Origin of the sequence: Vibrio sp. 1727, from assembly GCF_033344415.1 — a bacterium.
GTDB lineage: Bacteria > Pseudomonadota > Gammaproteobacteria > Enterobacterales > Vibrionaceae > Vibrio > Vibrio alginolyticus.
Genome location: NZ_JAWPOT010000012.1, coordinates 32,535 through 50,957 on the forward strand (window position 1 = coordinate 32,535; position 18,423 = coordinate 50,957).

At 46.9% G+C, this 18,423-nt stretch carries 16 protein-coding genes; 4 read left to right on the forward strand and 12 right to left on the reverse strand.

Going from position 1 to position 18,423, the window contains the following annotated elements; all coding sequences use genetic code 11:
• Nucleotide 1: 1 nt before the first annotated feature.
• From R8O10_RS12730 to R8O10_RS12770, 9 genes are all read right to left on the reverse strand, one after another.
• Nucleotides 2-1,009 carry a LacI family DNA-binding transcriptional regulator gene (locus tag R8O10_RS12730; RefSeq protein ID WP_005374731.1) on the reverse strand — a complete coding sequence of 336 codons (1,008 nt, stop codon included), beginning with the start codon at nt 1,007-1,009 and terminating at the stop codon, nt 2-4.
• A gap of 217 nt (nt 1,010-1,226) precedes the next feature.
• Nucleotides 1,227-2,960, reverse strand: a complete 1,734-nt coding sequence (locus R8O10_RS12735) for a sodium:solute symporter family transporter (protein WP_085569427.1) — start codon at nt 2,958-2,960, stop codon at nt 1,227-1,229.
• Nucleotides 2,953-3,948 (reverse strand): ester cyclase, encoded by a 996-nt coding sequence (locus R8O10_RS12740; RefSeq protein ID WP_206970576.1) that lies wholly within the window; start codon nt 3,946-3,948, stop codon nt 2,953-2,955. The genes R8O10_RS12735 and R8O10_RS12740 overlap by 8 nt, the downstream gene beginning before the upstream one ends.
• 49 nt (nt 3,949-3,997) lie before the next feature.
• Entirely contained in the window at nt 3,998-4,972 is a 975-nt protein-coding gene (locus R8O10_RS12745; RefSeq protein ID WP_053307979.1) for an ester cyclase, read from the reverse strand.
• Nucleotides 4,973-5,496: 524 nt separating this feature from the next.
• Complete coding sequence (locus tag R8O10_RS12750) at nt 5,497-6,777, reverse strand: TRAP transporter large permease (RefSeq protein ID WP_318191454.1); 1,281 nt, start codon at nt 6,775-6,777, stop codon at nt 5,497-5,499.
• Nucleotides 6,774-7,337, reverse strand: a complete 564-nt coding sequence (locus R8O10_RS12755) for a TRAP transporter small permease (protein WP_025768663.1) — start codon at nt 7,335-7,337, stop codon at nt 6,774-6,776. Before R8O10_RS12755 ends, R8O10_RS12750 begins: the two co-directional genes overlap by 4 nt.
• Nucleotides 7,338-7,395: 58 nt before the next feature.
• Nucleotides 7,396-8,391 carry a TRAP transporter substrate-binding protein gene (locus R8O10_RS12760; RefSeq protein WP_213867924.1) on the reverse strand — a complete coding sequence of 332 codons (996 nt, stop codon included), beginning with the start codon at nt 8,389-8,391 and terminating at the stop codon, nt 7,396-7,398.
• Between the two features lie 267 nt (nt 8,392-8,658).
• Nucleotides 8,659-9,615: a LacI family DNA-binding transcriptional regulator gene (locus R8O10_RS12765; RefSeq protein WP_025768661.1), complete on the reverse strand. Its 957-nt coding sequence runs from the start codon at nt 9,613-9,615 to the stop codon at nt 8,659-8,661.
• Between the two features lie 150 nt (nt 9,616-9,765).
• Nucleotides 9,766-10,515 (reverse strand): HpcH/HpaI aldolase family protein, encoded by a 750-nt coding sequence (locus R8O10_RS12770; RefSeq protein ID WP_025768660.1) that lies wholly within the window; start codon nt 10,513-10,515, stop codon nt 9,766-9,768.
• Between the two features lie 289 nt (nt 10,516-10,804).
• Between R8O10_RS12770 and hisD the strand changes: the two genes are divergently transcribed.
• The 4 genes from hisD (at nt 10,805) to R8O10_RS12790 (ending at nt 14,618) form a co-directional block, all read left to right on the forward strand.
• Nucleotides 10,805-12,097, forward strand: a complete 1,293-nt coding sequence (gene hisD / locus R8O10_RS12775; RefSeq protein WP_005374756.1) for a histidinol dehydrogenase — start codon at nt 10,805-10,807, stop codon at nt 12,095-12,097.
• Between the two features lies 1 nt (nt 12,098).
• Entirely contained in the window at nt 12,099-12,833 is a 735-nt protein-coding gene (locus R8O10_RS12780; protein ID WP_047102420.1) for an SDR family NAD(P)-dependent oxidoreductase, read from the forward strand.
• A gap of 65 nt (nt 12,834-12,898) precedes the next feature.
• On the forward strand, nt 12,899-13,903 hold the full coding sequence (locus R8O10_RS12785; RefSeq protein ID WP_205391331.1) for a cupin domain-containing protein: 1,005 nt from the start codon (nt 12,899-12,901) through the stop codon (nt 13,901-13,903).
• A 1-nt stretch (nt 13,904) separates the two neighbouring features.
• Complete coding sequence (locus R8O10_RS12790) at nt 13,905-14,618, forward strand: alpha/beta fold hydrolase (RefSeq protein ID WP_205391332.1); 714 nt, start codon at nt 13,905-13,907, stop codon at nt 14,616-14,618.
• A 69-nt stretch (nt 14,619-14,687) separates the two neighbouring features.
• On the opposite strand, the gene R8O10_RS12795 is transcribed toward R8O10_RS12790, so the two are convergent.
• From R8O10_RS12795 to R8O10_RS12805, 3 genes are all read right to left on the reverse strand, one after another.
• The gene (locus tag R8O10_RS12795) at nt 14,688-15,773 is read right to left on the reverse strand and encodes a porin (protein WP_318191469.1); all 1,086 of its coding nucleotides are present in this window, start codon (nt 15,771-15,773) and stop codon (nt 14,688-14,690) included.
• 178 nt (nt 15,774-15,951) lie between these two features.
• Nucleotides 15,952-16,968 carry a nuclear transport factor 2 family protein gene (locus tag R8O10_RS12800; protein WP_005374772.1) on the reverse strand — a complete coding sequence of 339 codons (1,017 nt, stop codon included), beginning with the start codon at nt 16,966-16,968 and terminating at the stop codon, nt 15,952-15,954.
• 101 nt (nt 16,969-17,069) lie between these two features.
• Nucleotides 17,070-18,365, reverse strand: coding sequence for an MFS transporter (locus R8O10_RS12805; protein WP_039840592.1), 1,296 nt, complete (start codon nt 18,363-18,365; stop codon nt 17,070-17,072).
• Nucleotides 18,366-18,423: the final 58 nt, after the last annotated feature.

An 18,423-nucleotide genomic window follows, 5' to 3' on the forward strand; every position in this document is an offset into this window, starting at 1 on the left:
TTTAAGCTTTTGTTGTCTGTCGCTCGATTAACTTCACTGGCACCATCATTTTTACTAGGCTTCCGTTTTTCGTATTAATTTGATCAACAATGATCTTCACGCATTCGCGAGCGAGGCGACGGAAATCCTGGCGGAATGTGGTTAATTGATAGCTTAACCATTCTGTCTGAGGAATATTATCAAAGCCAATGACTTGTAAGTCCTGAGGAATGCTCAACCCGCATTCTATACGAGCGATATCCATGACCGCCATCGCAAGGTTATCGGTTGCACAGAACACCGCTTCAGGCCGATTTTTGTCTGCCAGTATGGCACGGACTTTATCAAGTGAGCTCGCGTAGTCATAACTGGCTTCAATGATGCGTGGCGTCTTGCCGGTTAGGTCTTCAAATTCAGAGCAGAAGCCGCTTTGGCGTTCGTCATTCGTAAAGGTTGGCACTTCTCCCGTCAAATAAACCGCGTTCTTCACGCCACTTTTGTGCAGAAGTTGCGCGGCTTGTTGGCCTGCTTCGTAGTTGTCACTGATAACGTAGCTACTCCTAGTACCTTCAACAACTCGTGCGTATTGAACAATTGGGATATTAAACTCTTCACATTCTTCATAAAGGGACTTATTGAAGGTTGCGGAAGCGGCAATGACACCATCGACGCGATACTGGAAGATATTTGGGATTGAGTGACCCTCTTCTTCATCCACTTGCCATGGAATCAATACGGCAGAATAACCTTTTTTCTGTAACTCACTGGAAATTAATTGCAGTGTTTTCATATGGATAGGGTAATCCGCATCAGGAAACACCAAACCTATCAATTTCGATTCGTTTGTGGTCAGGCTACGTGCAAAGGCGTTAGGGCGGTAGTTAAGGGCTTTAGCCGCTTCAAAGACTTTTTGCTTGGTCTTTTCGGATACTGAGCTACCCGGAACAAACACGCGCGATACAGTAGATTGAGAGACGCCTGCCATCTTTGCCACATCTTTTGATGTGACTACGTGTTTAATTGATTTCATGAATAAAACTTAGTTGCCAGTAATTGAGGTCATAAGACTAGCATAAATAGGTACGTATTCATAAATGTTCTGACAGGGTATCCTAAGTAGAATAATGGCTTTGGAGTGTTAAAAAGTAAAATGTGGGTTAACCCATTTGGTTTGCTTTGAGCTAGCACTAGATCTAGAGCGTAGATACTGTCCGTTTGTTGGACGTACAGTATCTACGTAAAGAACATTAATTTGCTTGTTTGACTGCAACTTTACGTTTTGGGGAGAGGAGTGAATACCCCATGTATCCGATGCAAGCGGTAGCGACAAGAATAGAGCAGCCACGCATAAAGTTAATCAGCATAGGAGCGTTGTCGGTAAACGCGTTGATCCCCCAAAGCATCACGAGAGAGAATACAAACATCACTAGTAAGCCATAACATGGAGCATCGATTTTGCCGGGAACGACATACCAACCATCTTCCTTGATTGGTTTATTTAGACGAGCATATTCCGCTTGCTGGCCTTTCACTGTGTAAAGATGCATTTCATCTTGTTTACCCGTCAGGAGAAGGCTAGCAATGTAAGCGACAACGGCATTCACAAGGACGCCAATCACGCAATACCAAGGCCACGCAATATCGGTCGCAACGGCTACATACCAAATCACCAAGAAGCTAGCAGCAACGCCAATTAACAAGCCTTTTTCCGTAATGTGTTTTGAGTAGAAACCAAGGACGAACATACAGAAGCTCGCACCGACAAAGTAAGAGCCTGCCTTACTCAGCACTTCCAGTACCGAGCCTGTGCTGGTGGCAAACATGATCGCTGGAATGATGACCAAAATCGCCCACGCCACCGTGAAGAAACGCGATACCTTTAAGTAGTGCTCTTCCGACTCGTTTTGCTTGTAGAAGCGTTTGTAAAAGTCAGCCACAGAAACGGTCGCCATTGAGTTAAAGGCGGAATCGAGACTCGACATACTTGCCGCCAGAATCGCAGCGGCAATGATGCCCATCAAGCCTGGCATTCCATATTCACTCGCATAATGAAGAATGATGGTGTTGCCGTTTTCAAACTCTTTACCGTCGTAATAAGCGTTGAACAGTACGCCAAGCAAGATAAAGACAAAGTAAATAAAGAAGGCCACGTAGCCCATCATCAACATTGCCTTTTTCGCATCGCCCATGCTTTTAGCGGCCATACAACGTTGTACCATCATCTGGTTACCGCCATACACGGTGGTGTGGAACATCGTCATTGCGATAACGCCAGCCCATACCGTCGTTACTTGGCTTAGGTTAAAACTTGTCTGTAGGGCATCGGTCATTCCTTTTGCTTTGAGTTCTGCCATGACCTCCGTCATTGGAGCAGGCATGCCATTCCAAACGGCTTCAATGATGATGAATGCGCCAATAAATAAGATTACTGCTTGAATCACATCGGTCCAAATGACAGCCGCGATACCGCCCATTACAGTGTAGATAAGGGCAATTGCAGTGACGATCATGATGCAGTACATCACGTCGATACCAGTAATGAACTCTAAAATCATTGCTGTCGCGTAGAGTACGGCTGCCGAGCTCAATGCTTGTTTGATAAGGAAGATAAACGACAAAGTCAGTCGTGAAGCCTTACCGAAGCGTCGTTCTTGATACTCGTAGATGGAGGTTAAACCGTTGTTGTAGAAAAACGGCATAAACACAGCCACGATGAAGAAGATCACCAGCGGATAATTGAGGTGAATCGCGATAACCGACAGGCCTTCTTTGTAAGACCAAGCTGGCCCACCAAGGAAAGACATGGCACTCACGTAAGTACAAACGACAGAAATACCGATCGCCCACCAAGGGATGCTCTTATCACCCAAGGCGAATTGACTAGCTGAAGTGACTCGCTTTCCGATTACTGCACCCAGTACTAGCGTTAGGGCGATGTATCCCCCAAGGATGCTCCAGTTAAGTGCGCCAAACTCATGCATAATTAGGTCCTTCTAACTGTTCTTTCATTTGTGCAAACACGTCATAGCCAAGCTGCAGCAGGATATGAACGATGTCGATCGCCACCCAGTTTTCCTTCAGTAAATCGCCTTCGCGTCGCCAAATGTCCATAACGCGAAGTTCGATGTGTTTTCCTGTCGGGGCGAGACCGAGCCAGCCACTGTGACCAGTGTGAGTACCATGCATATGTGGCCAACCACCTGTGGATACGTAGTCATTTTTGGCCAAAAAATTGACCTCAATATCGACACTTCGATCAGGGAAGGCGAACACGAATGGTGCTTGGTGGTGGTTACGGAAACCTTTGATACCGCGCGTAGTACCAATACCTGCAGGGCCGTACCACATGAAGTCATTGTGCCAGTAGTTTTCTAAATCCATCGAGAAAAGATCTTGACCATCAAAACGACCCAAGCAAGACAGCATATCTTCAACCAGCTGGGCGCTCTTTTCACTTTCTCCCAAAGACACAACAGATTGTTGAATACCGTCAGAAGTCGCAGGAGAAGGAACCAAGCCATCGTGACCTAAGCTTTTACGAAGAGGGTTGCAGCCTGCTTGATTCATCGCGTCGATGAAGTCTGGGATCATGTAAGATTCGGTGATTTGGTCGTTCTCCACACACACCATTTCGGTGTAACGCAAGTAGAGTGTTTTCCCTGTTGCTGGGATGCCAAATAGTGGTTGTTCAAATGTACCGATAAAGTAGCCGGTAGAGTTGTACCAAGTGCGGCCTTCGTATTCGCCGTGCATCACAATTATTGGTCGGCGCTCGGCGTCAGGCAAAGCATTCACAAGTGGTGAGAGGAAAGATTCGTGGGTTGCATCTGGGCCATTAAGATCGTTCACAGGGTGCGCCACGCACCATTTTACGTCAGGGTTCAAAGTTTGCAGAGCGGCCTGTTTTTGCTCGATGTCTGCGGCTTTGAAGTAGTTCTGGTAGAACTGTTCGATGATGTTGAGTGACATGTTGCTTCCTTACTGTCTGTGATTTTAATAAATAGTGTTTAGTCAGCCGTTAGCCTTGTTGTAGCAGGATTTGCTTCCAGATTGCGGTCTCGTCAAACAAAGTGAATTCGCGACGAAGACCCCAAGGGCCAAACTCAGCGTGGCTGATCCCCATGATGTAAACCTCTTTTCCTGAAGGCTTACCAAACATCCCGTATCCCTCATGCTTACCGTGCAAAGACCATCGAATTGCCGCGCGTGGTGACATCATGTCGTCATCTCGGCCAATACGATGGTGAACGGTAAATTGAGCATTTGGGAAAGACGCACGAAGTGCCATCCAAAAATGATCGACTTCCGAGTGTGATAGGGCAGTTTGACCGCCACTGTATTCGCCGATGCAAGCGCGGTCGTACTCTTTCGGTACTATAGAGAACTCGGCATTCATAAGGCTTCTGAGAATTGCTTCGTATCGCTGACCATATTCGTTGTCGTTGCCTACGCCCAAATAAGGTCCAGGAATGTCGACTTCAGGTGTGAACGGAAATGGGCTTGATTCCACGCCACCTTCAAATTCGATTTGTTGGCGTGCAAACTCTTCTGACGTCATACCCAGTTGTTTCGCGATATCGGCTTGATCGCGAACCAACCATTCGTCATTGATTTGGTTATTGATAGCGTGGCAATCTGCGATAATACGGAAACGAATTTTGCGGTTCGAGGCTTGCCCGTAGAAGCCGTTGCCACTGTGTGTTGCAGTAGAGATGATTCGATGAGAAGAAAGCATGCCTTGTTCCGGGGTGCCTGACCAAATGACGTCTTCGCCATATAGCGTGCGATCGGGAAACTCGGCCAGTGTCGCCATTGTTGCACTGATCACCCCTTCGTTTCCTTGAACGATAGAGAGTGGAGTACGCACAACAATGTCGGGAGAGTAGTAGTGTTCTAAGGTGTTTAAACCTCGGTCTTCCCAAATCTCTTTTGTGATACCAAGAATGTAGTCGGGAAAATCACGCCACTTTTCATCGAAGCCAACCATGGCCATAAATCACCTCCGTAATTGAATAATTATGTTTTGATTGCGTATTCAAAATATATCATGTTGCCATTTTGTCAACGGATTGTTTTTCGATTGTTTTTCGATTGTTTAAATAGCGTGCTGATGATCAGATTTTTAACAATTGAGCGGAAAACAAACTAAAAAAGTACAGGAGAGATGGAAGCTATCTCTTATCGAGACGTGTTAATAAGAAAGGAAGTCAAAGTTTTTTGTATGAATTTTCTAATATCTTATTGTTTTTTAATCGCTTAATTTATTTTGATCTGTTTGAATGGAAACAAATGATTAAGCCAAAACTGATAATCATGCAGATCAAGGCACCCAAATAGACTTTATCGCTAATATTCAGCTATTTTGGTGTCAATTATCCTTATATCTTTCAAATTCTCCTTTTGCATACGAATGCTTAAAGGCTTTTTTATTAAATCGGAAGTAGATAACGAATAAGCCACTAGAAAGGTATTTATCTAGTGGCTATAACAGTCATAAGCGCTCTATGAGTGCAACGATCAGGATAAAAGCGCAGGTAATGATAGCGAGATGGCAGGGATGAAGGTAATCAACATCAAGGCCACTATCATTGCTCCAATCCAGCCCATGATGGCTTTAGAGAGCGACTCTATCGGTACTTTGCCTACCTGACTTGCCATAAACAGGTTGGCACCCAGAGGAGGCGTAACAAAGCCAATGGCTAAGTTCACGATCATCACGATACCAAAATGAACGGGGTCCATGCCGAGTGCTGACGTAATGGGTAACAGAATTGGTGTGAGAATAACAATCGCTGCCAGCGTTTCCATAAAGGTACCGACGAGCAACAACAGGACATTGATGCAAAGCAGTATCAGAAGTTTGTTTTCGGTAATCGATAGAATGAACTGAGCGATCTCAGTCGGCAGACGCTCTAGGGTCAATATGCGGCCAAACGTCACGGACGCACCCACAATGACGAGCACAGCGCCAACTAACAGTGACGATTCTAGAATGATTTTCACCACTTGCGTTGGTTTGAGTTCTTTATAAACAAACATGCCAAAGAATAAGCCATAGAGAACTCCGATGGCGGCTGATTCGGTAGGCGTGAAGATACCAGAATAGATACCACCGAGAATGATCACGGGGAGTAGCATTGCCCAGCTGGCTTCTTTTAGCGCAGCAAGACGCTCTGACCAAGTGGCTTTGCGTTCGTTACCTGTGTAGCCCCGCATTTTTGAGACAATCAGACAATAGCCGATCAAAACCATACCGACGACCAAGCCAGGAATGATGCCCGCCATGAACATCTTAGTGACGGAGACTTCAGCAGTGATCGCGTAGACGATCATCACCACAGAGGGTGGAATAATGACGCCAATTCCGCCGGAGGAAGCGATTAAAGCACCTGCAAAGCTGCGGTCGTAGCCTTTCTTCACCATCGAAGGAATCATCGTCAGGCCGATAGCGGCAACAGTGGCAGACCCTGTTCCAGAGATGGATGCGAAGAACATACACGCCACAATGGCCACGATACCAAGCCCGCCAGTAAAGTGGCCAAAGAAGACCTCCGCCACATGCAATAATCGTTTTGAGATCCCTCCTTGGCTCATAAGGTTACCTGCTAAGGTAAAAAGAACGACGGCGAGGAGAGGGAAGGAGTCGAGCCCTGTCACCAAGCCTTGTACTAAAAACTCGATGTTAAGGAATGGCAGGCTTAATATCGCGACCATACTGGCTGCCGCCAGAGCAATACCGACCGGAACGCCAATGAGCAGAAGCAGACCAAAGCTGCCAAACAAAAGTGCAGACGTCATGCGTTAAACTCCAATAGTCGGTTAGAAGTACGATACTTTGCTTTGATATGGCGATAGCGTTGGCGAGAAAAGCGAACTCGTTCATTGCTGGTGGAGCACGCGTTCACACGTTGATAAATGCTTGTCACTAGGCGCGCGCAGCTTAATAGTGCGCAAACTAAAACAGAGGCATACAAACACGCAATAGGAATTTCCATTGCGGGTGCAATCTGACCGAGTTGCAGGCTGCGGTTTATAACCTTAAATCCAAACCAGGCGACAGTGGCACTAAAGGCAAGGTAGATAAGATCAGAGACAATCAAACTGAATTGCGTCCAATTGCCCGGAAGTTTATCGATGAACACACGAATGCGGATGTGTCGATCATCTCGGATACAATAGCTGATGCTCAGGTACATCGCCCATACGAATAAATAACGTGCCAGCTCTTCAGCCCACGCGATCGTTGCGTCAAATAGGCGTAGTGCGATTTGCAAGCACAGTAAAGTTGTCATCGTCGAGATCGCGATAACGATAAGGGTAGGTTCTAGGTATTTGTCTAGTAAGCGAAACCACTTCATGTTCACCTCCAAAACGAGAAAGCACGACCTGTTGCCAGATCGTGCAAAAGAGTGGGAGTTATAGGCGTTCTATCTCGGCAATCACGTTGTCAAACAAGTCTTCACCTGTCTTGCTACGCAGATCTTGGTACACGGCTGCATTCATTTTTTCTTTCATGATGCTGCGTACCTCGTCTGGGACGATGTTAACCGTCATGCCTTTTGCTTCGAGCTCTTTGATTACTTCTTGGTTTTGCTTAGCGGCGAGCTCACGCTGTTTTGCGATGGTTTCTTTGCTTACTTCACTGATCAGCGCTTGTTGTGCGGCCGGCAGTGAATCCCAAAACGATTTGTTCATGAACAACACGTAGTTGGTGTATATATGGTTAGTTAAAGAGAGGTACTTTTGTGCCTCGTAAAAACGTTCGGCATAAATAGAGTAGATAGCACTTTCTTGAGCGTTAATCAGGCCTTGTTGTAACGAGGTGAAAATTTCTCCCCAAGACAGAGGTGTTGGCGCAGTACCAATAGATTTCCACGCGCTTATTTGAGTGGGGTTAGATGCCGAGCGAATCTTTAGCCCTTTCAGGTCCTCAATACTATCAATTGGCTGTTTGTTGTTGGTCACGCTACGAAAGCCGACCTCCATAAAGCCAAGTCCATGAAAGCCTTTTGATTCCATAGCATTCAACAATGGTTGTCCGATCTTCTCACTGTCGAGCGCTTTGTGTGCTTGCTCTTCGCTATCAAAAAGGTAGAACACGTCGAGCACGTTAAACTCTGGGACGTAGGGAGAGAGTAAAACTGACGCACCAAACGTCATTTGTAAGTTGCCTTGCTGTACGAGTTCAGTCGTCTCACGCACATCGCCTAGTTGTCTCGCCGGATAGATTTCAACTTCTATCTCACCGTTTGAGCGAGCTTCCACTTCTTGTTCGAAATAGAGCATTGCTTTGTGTACGGGAGAGGTTTCTTGACTGTCATGAGCAAGACGAATAACACTGGTTGCAAACGTATTCATACTGCTAAATGCAAGCCCCAGTGCGGTAAGTGAAGTAAGGATTACTTTCTTCATCGTTCTTCCTTGTTTCTGGTATGACCTGCCATTGGTATTCGTCGGCAAGTCACACAACTTTTTATGTTTTTATAAATTAGTTGAGCAATTCATATCCATTTTGCATACGAATCCAAAATAAAACATTAAAGTAACAAGTCAATAACAAGATTGATGAATTGATGAGGAATTAAATAACGATTGGTGAAAATTTAATCGTGATCACAGAAAATGCCTTACTCGAAAGCAAGGCATTTTGTTTATGAAGAATGAATAAAAATGGATTTATTAAATGGTGCTACTACGTTCGATCAAGGTGCCTTGCTCGAAAAGGTATTCGCCAGTTGCATCCAGGTTGCCGTTGATTCGATTCATCAAATCTTCAACCGCTCGTTTAACAATTTTGTCGACTGGTTGAGCAATGGTGGTCAAATCATAGCTCGGCCATGCAGACATCGGAATGTTATCTACACCCATCACAGAGAAGTCTTGGGGGATCTTTGCTCCGGCTTGTCGCAAGCCATCCATCACACCCATGGCGAGGATGTCGTTTGCACAAAAAATTGCATCGGGTTTGCTAGTGTGCGACAAGATCGCTTTCGCCGCTTCTAAGCCTGCTTCAAAGCTGTACTTGGCTTGGATAAAGGTTGGTGACGGGGAGCCGAGTTCTTGCAATTTTGAAGAGAAACCCAGCCAACGCTCTTCACTGGTCATGGAGCCAGCATCGCCACTGATATAAGCACACTGTTTTGCGCCTTTCTGCGTTAAATACTCGGCTGCTTGTTGGCCCGCCAATCGGTTATCAATACCAGAGCTATTGGCATTAATACCCTCGGCGTAGCGGTTAATCAAGCTTAAATGAACGCCAAACTTTTCGCATTGGGCAAACGCGCGTGAGGTTAAACGGCTGGTGGCGATAACGAGTCCGTCCACTTGGTATTCAATGGCGCGTGAAATGGCGAGATCGAGGTCGTCCTTGTCGATAGGGCAAAGCACAACTTGTCCGCCTCGCTTTTGAATTTCGACAGCCAAAGCACGAGATTGCATGTCGTACATTGGGTTTGATTCGCTATCTAACGCAATCGCCACTAAGCCTGAACGATTCGAAATCAGACCTCGGGCGATGGCATTCGGTGTGTATCCGAGCTTAGCTGCGGCATCCATCACCATTTTGCGTTTCTTCTCGCTAATACTCGCAGTCGGGCTGAATGCTCTAGATACCGTCGATTGAGAGACGCCGAGCATCTTCGCGACGTCGATCGAAGTTACTTTCGCTTTAATGGTGATACTCCTTATTTAAGGCCATTGAACCTTCTCATACGTGCTGAGTGTATGGGCTAGGGGATTTCTGTGTCTAGAGCATTACATTGATAAGGCGTAAATATCAGAGAAAACTCAAGAATTCATCACATTTCTCTCTTGCTTGAAGCCATCAATGATCATTTTGTGTTCAGACCCAACACAAAAGAAGCTAACGCCGAGTTCACGCCATTCCCGAGCTTGTTGAGCCGTCGAGACAAACATGCCAACAGGTTTATTGGCGGCTCTGGCCGCTTCGATTACTCGCATACTTGCTTGTGCGACTTTCTCATCATGAACGCTATCAGCACCATAAGCGACAGTGAGATCAACTTGGCCAATGAAGAGCGCATCAATTCCTTCAACATTGGCAATCGCTTCAACATTTTCAACCCCTTGAGGGTCTTCAATTTGTGCAATGACAATCGTATTCGCACGGCTGTCTTTTAAGTGTTCAACCATGGGCTTAGTGGCGTATTGCGCTGCTCGACTGGAACCAGCATACCCTCGGCCACCTTCGCCGTAATGGCAGATTTTCGCCAGTTGCGTCGCTTGCTCAGCAGTACAAACATGGGGAATTTGTACACCCGCCGCGCCACAGTCAAGCGCGTTCAAAATGGTTGAAGGAGCGCTGTCTTGTACTCGTACCACGCACGCGAGGTCATTCGCTCTGGCCGCCATGATGCACAGATCAAGCGAGGAACGATCGAAAGGTGCGTGCTCTGCATCCAGTACCACAAAAGGCAACTCTGCCAGTGCCAATACCTCGATAATGTGAGGATGAGGGGTTTTAACAAATGTACCTAATAGCGTTTCTTTAGTCAGACGTTGCTTAAAATTGCTCATAATTCTCTCCTTTGCAAAGGTATGCAAAAACTAACACGGTGAAATGTAAATGATGAGTAAAAATGATGTGATCTAAAACTCATTTTTGATTAAAAATTAAACTCAATCAAGGTCCTTATTACTTACTTTTATTTGTTTAAATTAATCAATACAAAGGCTTAAGGGTGGTTTTTTTGGTTTGTTGACTTAACTTGTCAAATGTTAATTAAGTGTTTAATCTGATTTTGCATTCGTATCCAAAAGAATAAAAATAACCGTTCGTCAGCCTCAATGTTCAAGGAGAAACCCAATGGCACGCATTTTAAAAAACGGAATCACTGAAGAAGCATCAGCATCAAACGACGCAAAAGTGCGTCAGATTGTTGAAAACATTCTTGCTGATATTGAATCGAAAGGTGATAGCGCTGTACGTGAGTTGTCTGAAAAGTTTGATAACTGGTCGCCGGAGCAATTCCGCCTGTCAGAAGAGCAAATCCAAGCCTGTGTGGATGCGCTTGATGAATCGACTCGTCATGATATCGAGTTCGCTCAGCAACAAGTTCGAAACTTTGCTCAAATTCAACGTGACTCAATGAAAGACGTCGAAGTAGAAACCATGCCTGGTGTGGTACTGGGGCATAAAAATATTCCAGTCAACAGCGTGGGTTGTTACATCCCTGGCGGTAAATACCCATTGGTTGCATCCGCTCACATGAGTGTACTGACGGCGAAAGTCGCGGGCGTAAAACGTGTTATTGCTTGTGCGCCACCGTTTAATGGCCAGCCGAATGTGGCGATTGTCGCTGCGATGGCAATGGCGGGTGCGGATGAAATCTATTGCTTCGGTGGTGTTCAGGCGGTAGGTGCAATGGCTCTGGGGACGGAGACTATTGCACCGGTCGATATGATTGTAGGGCCGGGTAACGCATTTGTAGCAGAGGCAAAACGTCAGTTGTTTGGTCGCGTCGGTATCGATTTGTTTGCAGGCCCAACGGAAACCCTAGTCATTGCCGATGAGAAAGGCTGTGACCCGGAATTGGCAGCGGCAGACTTGCTTGGTCAGGCTGAGCATGGTTACAACTCTCCCGCTGTATTGTTGACCAATAGCGAAACATTTGCGCAAGAAACCATCAAAGAGATCGAACGTCAGTTAACCATTCTCCCAACGGCTGAAGTTGCGGGTAAAGCGTGGGCAGATTACGGACAAGTGATTGTGTGTGATAGCTACGAAGAAATGGTGGAAGTGGCAGACGATATCGCTTCTGAACACGTGCAAGTGATGACGGAAGATCCTAAATACTTCCTAGATAACATGACCAACTACGGTGCCTTGTTCCTAGGTCGTGAAACCAACGTTTCTTACGGCGACAAATGTATTGGTACCAACCATACACTGCCAACGAAGAAAGCGGCGCGATACACCGGTGGTCTTTGGGTAGGTAAATTTATCAAGACCTGTACTTACCAGCGTGTAACGGAAGCTGCGTCGCTAAAAGTCGGTGAGTACTGCTCTCGCTTGTGTGCACTCGAAGGTTTTGCTGGCCACAAAGAGCAAGCGGATATTCGTGTGCGCCGTTACAAAGGCAAAGTGGAAGAGGCGTAATATGTCGAAACTTGCCTTAGTCACAGGCGGCAGTGGCGGACTGGGTGCCGCCATTTGTCGCAAGCTAGCTGAATCGGGATATCGCGTAATTCTGACTTACAACAGTAATCAGAAAGCGGCCGAGGATGTGCTTTCCTCGCTGCCACGTAACGAGCATCTAGCATTCAAATTGAACGTGGCAGATTCTAGTGCGATTGAACAGCTTAAACATCAAGTCAGTGAAATAAGCGACAAGCTGGATTTGTTGGTCAACTGTGCGGGGATGACGAAATTCGTCGCGCACTCTGATTTGCAAAGTTTAGATGACCAGCTGTTTGACCAAATTTTCCAAGTGAACGTCCGTGCGCCTTTTGCCATGGTTCGAGCGTTTGAGCCTTGGCTTAAGCAAGCCAATGGTTGTGTGGTGAACATTACTTCTATCGCGGCACAGACTGCGATGGGGAGCAACATTGCTTACTGTGCAAGTAAATCTGCCGCGGAGAACATGACCCGTTCTTTAGCTCGCGCTCTGTCTCCCGAGGTTCGAGTTCTGGCTGTTGCTCCAGGGCTTGTCGACACTGAGTTTGTCAAAGGCTTGGATGACGCATGGCGTAATCAACAAGAACAATCCACACCGCTTAAGCGTTTAGCCAATGATGAAGAAGTCGCTCAAGCCGTGTACGCCGCAGCAGAAGTTTTGACCTTCTCGACAGGCAATACCATCGCGGTTGATGGTGGGCGACCTTTAGGTCTGTAACTAACTTTAGGCTTGTAACTAACAATTCAAAGGCTAGGTCCAAACAAGGACAACAAGGATTTACAATGACTCTACAATCTAAAATGAATAATAATCTGGTCCGCTACATGGAGCTGATTCCGGGTACGAGTGCGTTTATTGATGCGCGCACGCCAGGCAGTGATCTCAAAGATAACTTTTGTATTATCGGTGCAGGGGTGGCAGAGAGCAGTCGTCAGCATGTTCATATTCGCGATACGGCGGGCTTTAATATTGGTGCCGCAGGCCAACCGCCGGGCATCAAAAATTCGTTACATTCTCATCGCACCGCTGAGCTTTTCTTGGTGTTCAAAGGTCAGTTCCGCTTTTATTGGGGGAACGATGGTGAACACGAGGCGGTGTTGTCTCACGGTGACGTCATCTCGATTCCAACCAATCTCTTCCGTGGATTTGAAGTGGTTGGCCGCGATTACGGCTTTATGTTCTCGGTACTTGGCGGCGACGATTCAGGTGGCGGCGTTATTTGGCATCCAAACGTTATCAAAGACAGTCAAGGTTATGGTTTATACCTCAAAGCCGATGGCACACTTGTGGACACTATTAATGGCGACCCGGTGCCACAAGAATCAGAATTGATGCCGCTGCTTACCGAAGAAGAACTCGCGACCTTCGATACCTACACCGCAGAAGAGATGATGCCATTTGTCGCTCTGCAAAAAGATTATCGTGAAATCAAAGGCGATTTCGGCGGAAGCAACGTGAAACAATACGCCTTAACGGGTCATCCTTTGGCGAGTTATGACTTCCAAGTAAAGAGTGACGATGAAGTGAGCATCATGGCTTATGAGCTTTCTGAAGGTGGCTCGATTCCTCAACACTGCCGAGAAGAAAAACAAGTGCTTATCAACTTTGATGGCGATACTGAAGTCGTCCTCACGCATCAAGGCGAACAAGCGAGTGTTGTTTTAACGCGCGGTGATGTGCTGAATGTTCCAGAAGGTGCGTCTTATTCACTGACGAACTTGCGTGGTAATAGTTTGACGTATTGCATTCTTGGGTCTGATCAACCAAAGCCGCTTGCAGGAGAATAAAATGACGCAACCCACCTCGTTAGTTTGGCTACCCGGACTACTTTGTGATGGCACATTGTTTGAGGAAGTCAACCGAGCGTTGCCAAGTTGGGTTGAGCCTTCATGCCCGACGCTGGCCTCATTGCCGTCAATGGAACAGCTGGCGCAGAAAGTGTTGCAAGACGCACCGCAGGAGTTTGTCTTGGGTGGCTTATCAATGGGTGGGATTCTTGCCTTTGAGGTGTACCGTCAAGCGCCAAACAGAGTCAAAGGCTTGATCCTCATGGATACCAATGCAGCAGATGAAAAGCCAGAGGTGACACAAAAGCGTGATGCACTGGTTAGCCGTGCGTTAAGTGGTGAGTTTGAACGCATTACGCCTGACACTCTGATGCCTGTGCTGATTCATCCAAGCCGTTTGCAAGACAAAGCGTTAAGTGAGCGTATAGAAGGCATGGCGGTCAATGTAGGTTTGGAGGCATTTGAAGCACATGCTAAAGCGTTAGCAACTCGCCCGGATGCTCGACCTTTATTGGCGGACATTCAAGCTCCTACGTTGGTGATAACAGGTAAAGAAGATAAGCTTTGTCCGCTAGACAATCATCTGCTCATGGAGAGATGCATCCCAAACGTCACGCTTCATGTTATCCCTGAGTGTGGGCATCTATCTACGCTTGAGCAGCCTTTAATTATTAGTGAAGTGATGACTACTTGGCTTCAAGATAACTTTGCTTAGTGTTGATAAGAACTTCATCACTCACCACCTTAAGGCTACTTGGGTATAGGTGGTGAGCGATGAGTATTATCAGAAGTAGTAGCGAATACCTGCCGCGAATTGATCATCACGGTTTTCGAATTTGCTGCCATCGTACTGATCTTTACCTAGGTCGAACTGGTATTCAGTCCAAACTAGGAATTTGTTCTTCTGGAAGTGGTATTCAAGACCAGGGATCAGCAAGTTACGCTCGTAACCTTGTGTCTCGTCACCGCGATCTTTCATGTAGTTGTAGTTCAACGTTGGGCGTAGGCCGTTATCGAAGTGGTAGTAAGTGTAGATTTCGCCACCTAGGGTATCGAACATTACGTCCGTACCGCCTTGGCTCACTGCTTCCCAGTTTTCGCCAACGTGGAAAGTCGCACCCGCGTAGAAGCCACCGTTGCTGTAGTTTGCGCCCAATAGCATGATGCGCATGTTGTCGCCGTTTTCTACGCCAACCACGCTTGCGTCTAGATCCGCAACTTCATTCTGATGGTAAGCCGCACCAAGTGTTACGCCATCAACCGGTTTGTAAGTGATCGACGCACCCATGCCGTTTTTCAGTGAGGCTGTCGCATTGCCTGCTAGAGCAACATCTTCACGCGTGGTTTGGTAAGTAAAGCCGTAGCTCATTTTTTCATTGATTGAATTACGGTACGTAATTGAGTTTTCTGCACGACCAGCACCGGATGCGATACCCCAGTCAGCTAGGTTGTAAACACCTGAGCCACGAGTACCGAATACACGACCTAAATCGGTGTACCATGCTACGTCGTAGAAGGTAGACCACTGCTTAGTACCTGCAGCAATCTTGCCGTATTTTTCGTGATCAACACCTGCGTATAGCAAGCGGTCGTAAATGTTGTCGCCGTTCGCGCCAGAGTTGTAGCCCCATTCCGCGTGACCGAAACCAGTCCAGCCGTTATCCAGACCCATTTGGCCTTTCAAACCGAAACGTGAGCTGCCGCTGTTCCATTCGCCGTTGTCATCACCGCCACGGTCTTGGTAGCGAAGATCGAAACGGCCATCGATGGTTAGGCTGTCGCCAGCGTCATTAACAAAAGTGTGTGCAGCAAAGGCTGAGCTAGAAGTAAGCGCTGCTAAAATCACTGCAGAAAGGGTCGACTTTTTCATCATCAATCTCATTATTCAGGGCGCAGAAAGCCACCGTGCGTTCATGCCCGTTTTGAATAAGGGTTCTATCTTGAGGTTGTGCCCCATCCTTGAGGCACGAGTTGGGAGCATGTCGCCTGAACCGAGAGGGGATTCAGGCAACATAAAGGCGGGTTGACAAATCCGCCCCTAGGACTTCTTATAGAGAAGGGTTTAGGATCTGTTGAGTACGCTCGAACACGTCTAGACCTTGCTGTTTTAGCCAGTAAGGAAGGTCGATCAGTACCCAGTTCTCAGATAGCTTGTCGCCGTCACGGTAGTAAACGTCAACCACTTGCATGTCTGCACGTACTTCACCGCCTGTCATACCTAGGAAACCACCGATTGGCGTGTTAGATAGGTTTGGCCAGCCGAAGAAACAAGAGAAGTTACCTTCTGCGAAACGACATACGTGGCCGTTAAACTTCTTGTCTTTCAGGTTATTACGGAACGGCAATTGGTGCTGCTGTTGGTAACGAGGAATTGTGTAAGACGCACCGATACCACATGGACCGTACCAGATCATGTCTTTAGACCAGCTCTTCTCAAGAACTTCTGGTGGGCAACCCATAGCGCCGCTGTCGTTCAGTGCAGATAGGTCATCAACCATCTTGTTCACTAGTGCTAGTGTTGCTACGCCTTCTTCTGGTGCTGCGTCTTCGAACAGTAGACCGTCGTGGTTACGAGGACCAGGGTATACGAAGTGCTTACCTGTTGATGGTGGTAGTGGGTAACAACCCGCTTGGTCCATCGCGCCTAGAAGGTCTAGGAATAGGCCAGTCTTAGTGATCTTGCCGTTTTCAACACAGTTAAATTCTGCGTAGCGGATGTTCATGATTTTGCCAGTTGGGCGCATGCCTAGGTATTCAGCGTCGAATAGACCCATGAAGTGACCCATGCTCATTACCCAGATTTCACCTGATGTTACTTCGTTCTCACCACCGATGAAGATGTCTTGACGACGCTGCATGCGAGTCATTGATTTCATCAAAGGAGCCCAGAAAACGTCAGCCGCTGCTTGAGCGCCTTGTTGCTCACGGAATGGGTAAACACCACGCCATAGGTAATCTTCTGAAGTGTGTGCCTTTAGTACTTCTGCCACGTTCTCGTGAGTTGCGTTTTCCATTGCGCTGAAGTATTCACGTACAACGCGTTTCGCTTCTTGATATTTAGACATAATAAACTCTCTTATTTGCTGTCGAGTCGGCTTTGGGAACAGGACTCGAAATTAAGTTTTTTCATCCGGCCGGGGAGCCAGCCGGAGTTTTTGAAATTCAGTTACGCTTTTGCTGCTTCGGCTTTTTTGCTCTTATCGAACACGCCGCCTTTTAGTGTCTCTGGCAGTGATAGCCATAGAAGACCAGCAAGGATCCATACGATTGGTGAACCCCACATTGCGGTTTGTAGGTCGGTACGCTCTTGGATGAAGATAAGTACCATTGGTGCCCACATACCGAGGATACGACCGCCGTGGAATAGCGCCGCGCCGTAGCTACGTAGGTGTGCTGGGAACAGTTCTGAGAAGTAACCACCCCATACCGCTGAAGAAGACAGGCCGAAGTTGTAAATCAAACCAAGTAGAGCCAGCATGTTTAGGCCGCCAATCACCATGTCGCCGGGTGCAACAAAGAAGATTGAAACCATGATGCCCGCTAGGATGAAGCCAAACGCGTTCACCTTACGACCGAATTTGTCAGCTACCCAACCCCAGAACCACGCACCAAACAGTGAACCAAATGCTGAGATAGAGAAGATGAGACCGATGGTTGCACCGTCGAACATACGTACATCACGTAGGTATGTGGTTACGAAGCCACCAAAGAATTGGAAACCGTAGAAGTTAAGGCCAGCCAGTAATAGACACGTTAGTGTGATCTTACGGTAAGGCTTGCTTAGCATTTCGCCCCAAGAGCCTTTTTTCGCTGGTGCATTTGATTCTTCTACTTTTGCTTGCTCTTCTTCACCGTAAGCGATCACTTTGCTGTCGCTAGGTAGTACAAAGATCATGACCACAGCGGCTGCCAATGGTGGGATACCACCTACAAGCATTAGGCTTTCCCATGGTGCATCAATGCTTGCAATAAATGCTGCATACGCACCCATTACCATCAGTGCTACAGAGAACATAGAAGACGCGAATGCCGTCAACTTACCACGTACCGTTGGCGTAAATAGGCCGATCATTAGGCTTACTGCCACGGTGAAGTAACCACCCAGTGACAAACCAATGATGAAACGCATTGCTGCCCATGTTGTGTAGTCGGTGAACATCATATTGATGATCGTTGCGCCACCGTTTAGGGCTGTGATGGTAATAAGAGTGGATTTCTTACCAAATTTTGTTGCGAACCAAGCACAGCTCAATGCACCGATAAGTGCACCAACCGACTGCCATGTATAGAACTGGGCAGTGTCTGACAGGCTAATACCATCATACGCTTCAACGATGTATGGGCGTACGTAGTCAATAATTACAAAGTTATAACAATAGAAAAAGTAACCAACCAGTATCGCTAGATAGGCAGCTACCCTTTGAATCATAGGAACTTCGCTCATGTGTCTTTTGGCATTCATGACCGATAAACCTCTATTTCACTTAGGATTTGTTGCTATTCAAACTTAATGAACACGA